We start from the raw sequence: 12,003 nt of genomic DNA, 5'->3' as shown, positions 1-12,003 counted from the left end.
TTCCCGCATTAGCGGGAATGACGCATTGGGGAGTGCGGAGGTGTTGGAACGAATTCGGGGGCTGTTGTGAAGGAGGACTGGAAGACCAAAACTCTAGGAGATAAATGCCAAATTGCGAGAGGAGGTTCTCCAAGACCAATTCAGGAACTCCTGACAGATGCCCCTGATGGAGTGAATTGGGTAAAAATCAGCGACGCCACTGCTAGAGGAAAATTCATTTTTGAGACCAAGGAAAAGATCAAGCCGACTGGTGTGTCCCGATCAAGACTTGTAAAACCCGGCGACTTCTTGCTTTCAAACTCGATGAGCTTTGGTAGACCATACATCATGCAATCGACAGGTTGCATCCACGACGGTTGGTTTGTCTTGTCTGACTATGAGCAATACTTTGATCAAAGCTTCCTTTATCACCTATTGAGTTCTCCGGTTGTTTTTGATCAGTTTGATAGGTTAGCGGCGGGTTCAACAGTCCGGAATCTGAACATTGAGCTTGCGAGTCGTGTTTTGCTTCCAGTCCCACCACTCCCCGAACAGCATCGTATCCTCGCCATCCTCGACGAAGCGCTTGACGGCATCGCCACCGCCAATACCAACGCCGAACGAAACATACAAAATGCGCGGGCTTTGTTTGAGAGTCATTTACAAGCGGTGTTTAGTCAGCGGGGTGAGGGGGGGCGCGTCGCCTCGGCGAAGTTTTTGACATCGGATCAAGCAAACGCATTCTGGAAACGGAATGGACTGCTGCCGGAGTTCCGTTCTATGGCGGTAAAGAGATTGTCAAACTTGCAAAGTCTGGGACTGTGATTAGTAATGCATATATCTCTGAAAAGAAATATCAGGACTACGCATCAAAGTACGACATGCCACAACAGGGAGACATACTGATTACAGCAAGGGGAACGATCAGCGTGGGATATGTCGTAAAAGAAGGCGACAAGTTCTATTACAAAGACGGCAACATTATCTCGATGAGGGAGAAAACACCTACCAATCCGCACTTCATTTTGTACGCTTTTAGATCGAATGCAATTGCCGATCAGCTTGGAGAGCTAAATGGGGCGACTGTTAAGCATCTACCAATCGAAAAGGCAAAAGAACTTGTTTTGAGAATGCCGGGGTTTGTTGAGCAAAATGCTGTTGTAGAGAAAATCCGAGAAATTGAATCCTACACCCAGCGCCTAGAATCCCTCTACCAACAAAAAATCGCCGCCCTCGACGAATTGAAAAAATCCCTGCTGCACCAAGCCTTCAGCGGTAATCTGTAAGCGCAAATACAGGTTGCGTGTAACAAGGCTGGGCGACTATGATGTTTCATGTAACGTTAATCCAGGAGTTCGTTATGCGCACAGTCACCTCTGCACGGGTTCAGAAACATCGCATCGCTTTACGCGAGGCGGGTTTGCGGCCGCTGCAAATTTGGGTGCCGGACACCCGCCGCGAGGGCTTTGCCGAGGAGTGCCGGCGGCAGTCCTTATCGATACAAAATGATGCTGCCGAACAAGATGCCTTGAATTGGCTGGAGACAGTCGCCGACCATGACGGCTGGCAGTGAGGCGCGGCGATTTGGTGACGGTGGCCTTACAGGGTGACCTGGGAAAACCGCGCCCGGCGCTGTTGATTCAATCCGATCTGTTCGACGCACATCCGTCGGTAACGATTTTGCCGATCACCAGCGAACTGCGCGATGCGCCATTGTTTCGGATTGCCGTGGCCGCAAACGAGCGCACCGGCTTGAGCCTGGCCTCACAAATCATGGTGGACAAACCGCAATCGGTAGCGCGAAATAAAATTGGCGGGGTGATCGGCCGCATCGATGATGAAACCTTGTTGTCGGTCAATCGGGCGCTGGCGGTGTTTCTTGGCTTTGCCTAATTCTACTTTGTCAGATTTGTTCAAGACTGTCATGCCCGCCGGGAAGCGCGGGTATCCAGTGCCATGGATGGTATGCTTAAATCCGTTCATGGAGTCTGGATTCCGGCAATCCATGCCGGAATGACGATGCTTAATTAGTAATCTGACAAAGTAGAACTAAAGGATAGCTATGAACGAAGCCGAAACCCGCGCCGAATACATCGATCCTGCTTTGGCGGCGGCCGGTTGGGGCGTGGTGGAAGGTAGCTGGATTCGTCGCAAGTATTCCATCACGTTGGGTCGGCTGGAAGGTCACGGCAAGCGCGGCAAAGCACTGGCCGCCGATTATGTTCTGGAATACCGCAACACCAATCTGGCGGTGGTGGAAGCCAAAGCCTGGGACAAACCGCTGACCGAGGGCGTTGGTCAGGCCAAGGATTACGCGCAGAAGCTGGCGATTCGTTTCAGTTATGCCAGCAACGGCCAAGGCGTGTACGCCATCGACATGCACACCGGGGTGGAAGGCGAACGGAGCGGGTTTCCGTCGCCAGACGAGTTGTGGAACGCGACTTTTGCTTTGCAAAACGCTTGGCGCGACCGTTTCGCGGCGGTGCCGTTCGAAGATCGGGGCGGTTACTTTCAAGGCCGCTATTATCAGGACATTGCCATCGACAAGGTGTTGGCGGCGATAGCGGAAGGCAAAGACCGGGTGTTGCTGACGCTGGCCACTGGTACCGGCAAAACCTTTATTGCGTTCCAATTGGCGTGGAAGCTATTCCACAGTCGCTGGAACCTCAACGATTGGCGCTTCGACCAACTCAGTGCCAACGGTCAGCCCAGTCGCCGGCCGCGCATCCTGTTTCTGGCCGACCGCAACATTCTCGCCGACCAGGGTTATAACGCCTTTTCCGCGTTTCCGGAAGATGCCCTGGTGCGGATTGCCCCCGACGAGATTCGTAAAAAGGGCAAGGTGCCGAAGAACGGCAATATCTTCTTTACCATTTTTCAAACTTTTATGTCGAATGGTGAATCGTCGCTCCCGCGCAGGCGGGAGCCCAATCAAACGGTATCCGCACTGGATTCCCGCATTCGCGAGAATGAAGTCTCAGGTATCCCGTACTTTGGCGAATACCCACCCGACTTTTTCGACTTCATAGTCATCGACGAATGCCATCGCGGCGGCGCAAACGACGAGAGCAACTGGCGCGGGATTCTGGATTAGTTTGCGCCCGCCGTGCAGTTGGGTTTGACCGCGACGCCCAAGCGCAAAGATAACGTCGATACCTACGCCTACTTCGGCGAATCGGTGTTTATCTACTCGCTGAAAGACGGTATCAACGATGGCTACCTGACGCCGTTTCGCGTCAAACAGATCGCCATTAGCTTGGACGATTATGTCTTCACCAGCGACGACACCGTGGTCGAAGGTGAAATTGAGATGGGCAAGCGTTACGAAGAGAAGGATTTCAAGAAAATCATCGAAATCCGCGAGCGCGAGAAAAAGCGGGTGGAAATCTTTCTGGCGCAAATCAATCCGCGCGAAAAGACCTTGGTGTTTTGCGCCAACCAAGTGCATGCCTTGCTGATCCGGGATTTGATTAACGAATTAAAGACAGTCAACGATCCGAATTATTGCCATCGGGTCACCGCCAACGACGGCGCCTTGGGCGAGCAATGGCTGCGCGATTTTCAGGACAACGAAAAATCCATTCCTACCATTCTCTCCACCTCGCAAAAACTGTCGACCGGCGTCGATGCCCGCAATGTGCGCAACATCGTGTTGCTGCGCCCGGTCAATTCCATGATCGAATTCAAGCAGATCATCGGTCGCGGTACCCGGCTGTACGACGGCAAGGATTATTTTACGATCTACGACTTCGTGCGCGCCCACCACCATTTTAGCGATCCGGAATGGGAGGGTGAGCCGCTTGAACCGGAAGCCTGCGCAAAATGCGGCAGTTATCCTTGCCAATGCGAAAAGCCCATTCCCCAGCCCTGTAAAACCTGTGGTCAGCAACCTTGCCAGTGCCCGCAACCGTCCTGTGCGACGTGTGGCGAAACGCCTTGTGTTTGCCGTCAGAAAAACAAAACCAAAGTGAAGTTAGCCGATGGCAAAGGGCGGGCCATTCAGCACATGCTGGTCACCAGCTTCTGGCATCCGGACGGTACGCCGATGTCGGCAGCTCAGTTCCTGGAAGCCCTGTTCGGCAAACTGCCGGAGTTTTTCAAAGACGAAGACGAATTACGCGGGCTGTGGAGCGAGCCGGACACCCGCAAGAAATTACTGGATGGCTTGGCGGACCAAGGTTTCGGTAAAGATCAATTGACGGAAATGCAAAAAATCATAGCCGCCGAAAACAGCGATTTGTTCGATGTGCTGGCTTTCGTGGCGTATGCGTTAACGCCGATCAGCCGAGAACAACGCGCCGGTACGGCCAAAGTCGAAATCGGCCGACATTTTAATTACCGGCAACAGGCTTTTCTGGATTTTGTGTTGGGCCACTATGTCAGCGTGGGGGCGATGAATTGGACCAGGCCAATTTAAAGCAATTGTTGAAGCTTAAATATCAAAATTCCATCGCCGATGCGGTAGCGGGTTTGGGTAAGCCCGAGCAGATAGGCCAGGTGTTCAGCGGTTTTCAGAAGTTTTTGTATCGGCAGGCGGTGGGCTGAGCATTGTCGGCAAAATGCGCATGGTTCGCCCTTCGACCGTGCTCAGGACGAACGGTTAGTTTCTTAAGTTAACAGCCGGGTTAATAGCTCGGTTTGGCCCAGCGCAAATTAATCGATTTGCTCCAATACCACCGGTTTGGCGCTAAAGACTTCGGCAACCAATTCCAATTGCGCGGCAAACAGCGGCAGGGTCGGAATTTTCCAGGCTTTGCCGGTGAATTTGGCCAGGATGTTGTTCAGCCAAGGCCGGTCGGAGCTGGCGTGGTGAATGATGAAACGGTAGGACTCGCCGTCGTTGAATACCGCAAAATCTTCCAGGGTCACTTCTATGGTGTGTTCCTCGCCATATAGCCGGGTCTGCACATACACTTTCCTGGCATCGAGATCGAAGTTGAACTGGGTCAACTCGGCGATGCCTTTCATGATGATGTTCGCCCCCCAAATGATCAGCGCGTTGGGGGTTAATTTGATGACGAAACGGATTAAGCTGGATTTAAAACTCATGGCGGGCCTTTAGTGGTTGGCTGGGTAAAACCATGATTCTAAACATTGTCGGCGGGATTGTTGCGTAAATATTTCAACGATTGTCACTCAGGTGCCAAACCTCAAGCGAATCAGGTGCTGGCGGCCGACTCGCTCAAATGCGCATAGGCCGGAAAGGTTTGCAGCCGGCTGTCGTCCAGCGGTTCGCCGATGGTAAAGTGATATAGGCTTTGCCAGTCGTTATCTTTTAAACCCAACACACCGTGTACCGCATCGTCAAAAAAACAGCCGATGCCGGTGCCGCGCACGCCGGCGGCTTCCGCTTCCAGGTATAAAATCTGCCCCAGTAGGCCGCTTTCCCAGAACAGCCGCCGATAGCGCCAGGCTTCGGTGTCCACATTGTCGGCAAAACGCGCCAACATCCCTAAGCTGAACGCGCTATCGCTGGCGATGGGTTGGTGGCAGGACAGGGTTTTTGCGGCTTGCCTGACGCTGCCGGCCGTCAGCCGATAAAATTCGAACGGTGCCTCGACTGTTCGCCATTCGTAATCCGCGGAACAAAGCGGTTTTAATTCCGTCGCCGCATCCGCTGTGCGCGGCAGCACATATAAGCCCGGTTCCAGGCCGGCCACCCGATGCACAAATAAGACGATATTGACTTGCGCCGACCAATTCCAGGCAGTAAACGGCGGTTTGGCGTTGGGCAGCAGCGCGGCCAGTATTCTGTGAAAATCCGCCAAGGGCAGCTCCGGGGATTTGCCGTTAAAGTGCTGCGCGCTGCGGCGTTGGCGAATCAACGCGCTGGCGGGCAGATTGTGGCTGGGCGCGGGTAGATCCAGGTTCGGCAGGGTTAAGCGTTCGGCAACTGTCGTCAGCTTGACGGCTTGGGTGGAGACTTCATCTATAATCGGCCAACGGTAAAAATGCCTGCCGCTCAAGCGCTCGGCCTTCCCGAACCATTCGGCGCTTTGGCTAAGGGCTGCTAAATATGCGGTGGAAAACTCACCGCCCGCCGTTTGACTGGCATGCAGCCGGCAGAATAAATCCGGCGTTTCGTGTTCGGTCGCGACAAAATCCTCGCTACGATCCAGCCCCAGCCAGGCGGCGATGTCGGCATCGGCAGTCTCGCTCAGCAATTCTATCGACCAACCCAAGCAGGCAGCGGCATAACTCAGCGCGGCCAATGCATGACCGATGTCGTGTTGGCAGTAGCGAAAGGCGCGCTCGCCGTATTTCCAGGCTTCCCGCCAATGAATTGAGGAAAGGCCAATATAAACCTCTTTAGCTGCCGTTTCCGCAGTAAACCGGCTGCGCCGCTCCAGATGATGATCGTGACTGACGTAGTGATAGACGCCAGGTGGCAATAGCTCCGGATCGGTACAAAGCACATACGCTTCCGTGGGATGCAAATTGCCGCTGGACGGATTGCAGCGCAAAGCCCAGCGGTCCGGACCAAACTGCTTCCAGGCCGACAAGCCGAACGATAATTCCAATAACAGGCCCAGATTGGTCCGGTTTAACGGCTGCGGCGCTATCCGGTCCGGTTTATCCAAGTCCGCGAACAAACAACTTAGTTCGGTGCCTGGTGGCGGCAGTTTTACCGCTTCACAACTGCTAAAACGCCGAAACGGATTGGGCTGGTCGTCCCAATCCAAAGACTCCGGGCCTTTGGCGTAGGCGTTTAATTGGTGTTTGGTACGGTTGTGGTAGCTAATGACAGCGTCTGCAAGGTTGTTCATTGGGTTCTCTCTATACATTCAATGCTGTGTGGATGGAGCGGGGTATTTTCTGAAAATTAGCAATGTTCAGCATGTTTCGTGCCTGATCTCCCGCGATTAAATGGGCTGCCTTCCGGTGGTTTAAAGTCTCAGGCTCGCAACAGAAATATTCGCGTTCTTCAAGGTAAGCAAGTGTTGGTGGATTTCCACTATATACCCGTCTGACGCTCGGCTAATTAACATAGTTTCGATAGAAATGGATGGCTGTTGGCGCTGGAAAATTTTATAAATCCATGCTTTTTATAGGTATTTTTTGGATGGTCTTGTTTTTGCTTTCGTTGGGTTCGATAGTTTAGCAAGCATCCAGCTTGCGCATTGGTCCGGATGGGGTGCTGGGTAGACAGCACTAATTTATTCAGCGCAGTTAAAAGGTTCGGGAGCGTCGCAATGTCCACAAGTTATCATTTTGTGTCGGAACAAAAATTGTCCGACAAATTAGTTTCGGGGTCCTTTTTAGGCAATTTCAAAACCGCTTTCAAGAAAATCACTCTGCGCAAGTGTCTGTTGAAATTGCATCTGTATATTTCCTTGTGGTTGGGTACGCTATTGGTGATTGCCGGGGTTACCGGCAGCCTCTTGGTTTACGAGCATACTTTGGATAAGTGGCTCAATCCCGACATGATGAGCGTGGCCGTTGGCGAACGCTGGTTACCCATTGCGGATTTAGTGGCAATCGCGAACCGCGTCTCGCCCATTCCAGAGCCACCCTCCCATCTACAGATGCCGGAGGACCCGAGCGAAGCGCTCATCGTGCGTTATCAAGCGGCGGCGATGCCGGGCCACAAGGGCCACAATCATCACTTTCACGAAGTTATGGTGAATCCGTACACCGGTCAGGTGCTTGGCGACCGGGATAGAAACGACGCCTTGATGACATTTATTTTGCGCCTGCATTTCAGCCTTTTGGCGGGTGATTTCGGTAAGCTGGTCATGGGGATTACCTCTTTGCTGACCTTGGTATTGACGGTTACCGGCATCTATTTGTGGTGGCCGAAACTTGGCAAAATCAAGCAGGCTTTTCTGATTAAACGTAACGCCAGCTCCACGCGCTTTAATTTCGATCTGCATAAAACCACCGGCATCTATACAGCTATAGTCATGTTGGCAGTGGCCCTCTCCGGGGTGTATTTCAATCTGCCGCAGTTGTTTAACAGGCTGGTGAAAAACCCGCCGATATTTCCCCTTACCCACGATGTAAGTGATTTTTTCGAGTTGAAATCGGTCATGACATCGAGTTTCAAGCGTTTTGCCCCGGTTTCAAGGGCTTTTTATTCGCCTGAAGCCGTCTGTGGACGGTTTTCAGGCGAACTTCACCCTAGGCGGGTGCACTCCACGCCGGTTTCGGCGTGAACACCAATAGGTTGAGCATGCGCGTCAGGTTGTAGGCGGCAAAGCAAAACAAGGCCTGACCCGCGACTTTGGCTAAGCCGATGTGACGGGTTTTGCGCAGGCCGCCGACCGTTTTGACCCAGCCAAAGGCTTCTTCGACGATTTTGCGGCGCTTGAGACTTTGGGCGTAACCTTTGCCGCGAGCGGTCCGGCCATCGACGACACTGCCGGTCTTTTTGCGGGCCACATGGGCTTTGATGTCACGGGACTCGAGTCCGTTGACGAACGCCGCTTGGTCGTAGCCTTTGTCGGCACCGACGCTGCCGCCTTGGGGCACGCGGCGTTTGATCATGTTTTGCGCGGCTTCGATTTCGGCGGTGCCGGTGGCTTGAGTGGTTTCGACATCGACAATCAGGCCGTTGCGATTCTCGGACAAGGCATGGGTGATGTAACGCAGTTTGGCCTCGGTGTATTCGCCTTTCTTGTAAAGCCGGGCTTCGGGATCGGTCGTACTGTGGTGGGTGGCGTTGCTGCGCTTTTCGCCGCTGAAGTCGACCTCGGGATTGCGGCCGGCGGGTTTGTCCGGGCCGCTGCCGTCTTTTTTAACGAAGCTTTTATGCGAGGCCCAGGCTTCAATGAGGCTACCGTCGACGCTGAAGTGTTCGTCGGACACCAGATTTTGCCATTCGGCTATGGCCAGTACCCGCTCAAAAAATTCGCGACTCAGGGCTTCGGACAGCAGGCGTTCGCGGTTGGCGCTGAACACGCTGCGCTCCCAGACAGCATCGTCGATACCCAAACCAACAAACCAGCGAAACAACAGGTTGTAGTCCAGTTGTTCCATCAACTGACGCTCGCTACGGACCGTATACAGGACTTGTAACAGCAAGGCGCGCAGCAGTTTTTCGGGGGCAATCGAGGGACGGCCAGTGTGCGAGTAACGCGCGGCAAAGACGGCATCCATCGAGGCCAGTACGCCATCGACCAACAGCCGTAAACGGCGCAACGGATGCTGCTTGGGAATGCGGTCTTCCAGGTTGATGTAGCTGAACCAGTTGTTTTGGATGGCATCGTGTCCGCGCATTGAAAGGCTCCAAATTTAGGTAGCCTATTTTAACAGTTGGCGGCTCATCTATGCCTTAGCTTACTTGGCTTTTCGAGTTTTTCACCAGCCTGTTAAACCGGCGGTTAATTTTTTCTCACCTCTCGAAGACATGCCGCGCGGCATCAAATCAACAGCAAATGGCGGCAAGGTAATTCAACCGGAGATAGTCAAGGCCAATATTCAAGCCGCGTATCCAGGGATTCAGATTCAAAGGATTTTCCTGCCGGTCGGTGAAAACGGCAGTTACATGATCTCTGCTCGGCAGTCCGACGAACTGCGCAGCAAAGGCTCTACCAGCTTTTGGGTCGATCAATACGACGGCGCGATTTTGGCGGTGCGCGACCCGAAAAAATTCAACGCCGGTAACGCTTTTATCAATTTGCAACTGCCTTTGCATAACGGCGAGATTCTCGGTACTCCAGGGCGCATCGCGGTACTAGTGGCGGGGTTTGCGCCGTTAGTGATGATGGTCACCGGCCTGATCCATTGGTTGAAAAAGCGTAAAGCTAATCGTGCCCGTCGAACCGGTTTGAAAGCCGCCGCTAGCTAACGTTTTTCCCACGATGACGAACTAACAAACTCCGGCGCGTGCCTGCGCGCCGTTGAGGAGCTTTTGTGCTCAATCCCGACCCTTCCGTAAACTTTAAAGGACTTTGAGGTTATCGATGTTACCTACTCGTGCCACCACCAAAAACATTGCTGTGGTATTACCTTTGATCATGCCGTTGAATTTGGCCGCTGTGGAAAAAGCGCCTGATGAGCTGGATGAAATGGTGATTACCGCAACCAAAACCGAACGCAGTATTCGCGATGTATCGGCTACGGTGACAGTGATCGATAGGGAGCGTATCGAAAAATCCAACGCGACAACCGTCGATCAACTACTCAAGGGCGTGCCGGGTGTGTCTGCCAGCCGCATGGATGCCTCGTCTCCCAATCGGATTGCCCAGACCTATACCCGAGGCCTGCCGGGCAATGGTCGCACCCTGGTATTGATCGACGATGTGCCTATGAATGTGTCCTACGACAGTCAGGTGGATTGGTCGCAACTGGGCACTATTGACGTGGATCGAGTGGAAGTTGTCAGAGGTGCCGGTTCGGCCCTTTACGGCAACCATGCGATGGGCGGTGTAATAAACGTTATTTCTAAAGCGATTACGCCCGGCGTGAAAGGCAAAGTGGATAGCGAATACGGCAGCATGGAAACGATCCGTGAAGCAGGTATCGTCTCTTACGGCGGCGAGCACAGCGGCGGTTCGGTATCAACCAGTTATTTGGAAAGCGACGGCTATAACATGTGGCGTCCGGATACGAGTGTGGCTGCCATTCCCTTATCGCAACGCGATAAAACCGGCACACGTAAAACCAATGTAGGCGCCAAATTTACGCACGAATTTGATGCCTCTAATCTGCTGGATCTGAGTTTTTCCTATTTGAGCGACGTTGCAACAGGCTTATATCGAATTCCTGATTATATAGCCCAAGATAGAGAGCAATACCTGGGTTCGGCACGTTATCGCTATTTGGGGGAGCGTTCTGAAGCCACGGTAGTCTTATACAGCCGGATTGGCCGAATGGATGCCGACAGTGCAAACGCTGCCAATGCAACCAGTCCGGATGTGGCCCGCCCCGGCACGATGGCTGCCAGTCTGATTTCCTATCGCGGCGATTTTGACGATATGGAAGCCGGTATTCGCGCGCAATATAGCCATTACATAGGCAGCCATCACAAATTGACGGTGGGCGGACAACATGCAGACAGTCAAATGACCATGACTAACCAGTTTCCCGCGGAACGTGGCAGAGAGCAGCTTGTCGAGGGCGGCATTCAATTGAGCGGCATATTTTTGCAAGACGAAATCAATTATGGACCGTTGAACGTAAGCTTGGCCGGGCGTTGGGATCTGTGGCAGACAGACGGCCAATTCAGAGATACCAAAACCAGTTTCCCTGGGCAAGGCCAATGGGGTAAGCATGCGGAGGACTCGTTTTCGCCTAAGGGTGGGTTTTCGTACAAGCTCACCGATGATTTAGTGCTGCGCGGCTCGATAGGTCAGTCGTTTAACACCCCGGATGTTTCTCAGCTCTACGGTAATAGCAGGCGGGGTGGGACGACCGTGGCTTACGGTAACCCGTATTTGACTCCCGAAAAAGCCGTTTCCGGCGATATTGGCTTGGATTACTACTTTGGCCGGCAGGGGTATATCAAAACCACGATCTATAACACCACCGCGGAGGATTTTATCGCCACAGTGCAACGAAGCGGCGCGACGGTCGGGACAACCGACAAAATTAATATCGGCGCCATTCGGGCCGAGGGTGTTGAGGTCGAAGGGATGTGGAAGCTAGGCGATTTCCTGACTTTGTACGCGAGTTATACCAAGAACGATTCGATTGTCACCAAGCACGATAGGAATCCTAATTTGATCGGCAAGCAACTTACCAATGTGCCGCAAGATCAAGGTAGTTTGCGGGCTGATGTTAGCCTGCCTTACGGCTTTTCGGTTTTCGGTGCTTTTAATTACGTTGGCGACCGATACTTTACCGAGACCAATTTACCTACCGCACCGGGCGGCTCTGCCGTGTATAAAAGCTACGCAACCTACGATTTAGGGGTGGCCAAGACCTTAGTCAAGGATGTTACCGCCCGGATGACCTTCATGAATATCGGTAACGATAAGTATGAAGGTATCGGGTATATCGCGCCGGGCGCCACCATTACCGGCGGTATCAGCGCCAAGTTTTAAAATTGAACCGGCGCGAATAGGTTGTCGGGCGATCTTA

The 12,003-nt window shown here is 53.0% G+C and carries 13 protein-coding genes; 10 read left to right on the top strand and 3 right to left on the bottom strand.

Going from position 1 to position 12,003, the window contains the following annotated elements:
• Window positions 1–66 precede the first annotated feature (66 nt).
• The 7 genes from JWZ98_RS18805 (at window position 67) to JWZ98_RS23465 (ending at window position 4,524) form a co-directional block, all read left to right on the top strand.
• The gene (locus tag JWZ98_RS18805) at window positions 67–804 is read left to right on the top strand and encodes a restriction endonuclease subunit S (RefSeq protein ID WP_205451341.1); all 738 of its coding nucleotides are present in this window, start codon (window positions 67–69) and stop codon (window positions 802–804) included.
• Window positions 702–1,265, top strand: a complete 564-nt coding sequence (locus JWZ98_RS18800; protein WP_205454495.1) for a restriction endonuclease subunit S — start codon at window positions 702–704, stop codon at window positions 1,263–1,265. The genes JWZ98_RS18805 and JWZ98_RS18800 overlap by 103 nt, the downstream gene beginning before the upstream one ends.
• 74 nt (window positions 1,266–1,339) lie before the next feature.
• Entirely contained in the window at window positions 1,340–1,552 is a 213-nt protein-coding gene (locus JWZ98_RS18795) for an antitoxin MazE family protein (RefSeq protein WP_205451340.1), read from the top strand.
• A complete protein-coding gene (locus JWZ98_RS18790; protein ID WP_205451339.1) occupies window positions 1,549–1,872 on the top strand; it encodes a type II toxin-antitoxin system PemK/MazF family toxin in 324 nt (107 codons plus the stop codon). The genes JWZ98_RS18795 and JWZ98_RS18790 overlap by 4 nt, the downstream gene beginning before the upstream one ends.
• 169 nt (window positions 1,873–2,041) lie before the next feature.
• Entirely contained in the window at window positions 2,042–3,073 is a 1,032-nt protein-coding gene (locus JWZ98_RS23300; protein ID WP_240348108.1) for a DEAD/DEAH box helicase family protein, read from the top strand.
• Between the two features lie 12 nt (window positions 3,074–3,085).
• Complete coding sequence (locus tag JWZ98_RS23295) at window positions 3,086–4,396, top strand: type I restriction endonuclease subunit R (RefSeq protein WP_240348107.1); 1,311 nt, start codon at window positions 3,086–3,088, stop codon at window positions 4,394–4,396.
• A 5-nt stretch (window positions 4,397–4,401) separates the two neighbouring features.
• On the top strand, window positions 4,402–4,524 hold the full coding sequence (locus JWZ98_RS23465; protein ID WP_275899139.1) for a hypothetical protein: 123 nt from the start codon (window positions 4,402–4,404) through the stop codon (window positions 4,522–4,524).
• Window positions 4,525–4,632: 108 nt separating this feature from the next.
• Here JWZ98_RS23465 and JWZ98_RS18780 read toward each other — a convergent pair whose 3' ends face one another.
• Both JWZ98_RS18780 and JWZ98_RS18775 read right to left on the bottom strand, forming a co-directional pair.
• Entirely contained in the window at window positions 4,633–5,028 is a 396-nt protein-coding gene (locus tag JWZ98_RS18780; RefSeq protein WP_033159164.1) for a hypothetical protein, read from the bottom strand.
• Window positions 5,029–5,138: 110 nt separating this feature from the next.
• Window positions 5,139–6,746 carry a SagB/ThcOx family dehydrogenase gene (locus JWZ98_RS18775; RefSeq protein ID WP_205451338.1) on the bottom strand — a complete coding sequence of 536 codons (1,608 nt, stop codon included), beginning with the start codon at window positions 6,744–6,746 and terminating at the stop codon, window positions 5,139–5,141.
• Window positions 6,747–7,172: 426 nt separating this feature from the next.
• Between JWZ98_RS18775 and JWZ98_RS18770 the strand changes: the two genes are divergently transcribed.
• Window positions 7,173–8,135, top strand: a complete 963-nt coding sequence (locus tag JWZ98_RS18770; RefSeq protein WP_205451337.1) for a PepSY-associated TM helix domain-containing protein — start codon at window positions 7,173–7,175, stop codon at window positions 8,133–8,135.
• On the opposite strand, the gene JWZ98_RS18765 is transcribed toward JWZ98_RS18770, so the two are convergent.
• Window positions 8,101–9,198, bottom strand: coding sequence for an IS5 family transposase (locus JWZ98_RS18765; RefSeq protein ID WP_205451336.1), 1,098 nt, complete (start codon window positions 9,196–9,198; stop codon window positions 8,101–8,103). The genes JWZ98_RS18770 and JWZ98_RS18765 overlap by 35 nt on opposite strands.
• A gap of 130 nt (window positions 9,199–9,328) precedes the next feature.
• On the opposite strand from JWZ98_RS18765, the gene JWZ98_RS18760 reads away from it, so the two are divergent.
• Both JWZ98_RS18760 and JWZ98_RS18755 read left to right on the top strand, forming a co-directional pair.
• Window positions 9,329–9,769 carry a PepSY-associated TM helix domain-containing protein gene (locus JWZ98_RS18760; RefSeq protein WP_205451335.1) on the top strand — a complete coding sequence of 147 codons (441 nt, stop codon included), beginning with the start codon at window positions 9,329–9,331 and terminating at the stop codon, window positions 9,767–9,769.
• Window positions 9,770–9,884: 115 nt separating this feature from the next.
• Window positions 9,885–11,966 (top strand): TonB-dependent receptor, encoded by a 2,082-nt coding sequence (locus JWZ98_RS18755; RefSeq protein WP_205451334.1) that lies wholly within the window; start codon window positions 9,885–9,887, stop codon window positions 11,964–11,966.
• Window positions 11,967–12,003 lie beyond the last annotated feature (37 nt).

The organism is Methylomonas sp. EFPC1 (assembly GCF_016925515.1).
GTDB lineage: Bacteria > Pseudomonadota > Gammaproteobacteria > Methylococcales > Methylomonadaceae > Methylomonas > Methylomonas defluvii.
This window is presented reverse-complemented; position numbering and strand designations above follow the sequence as displayed.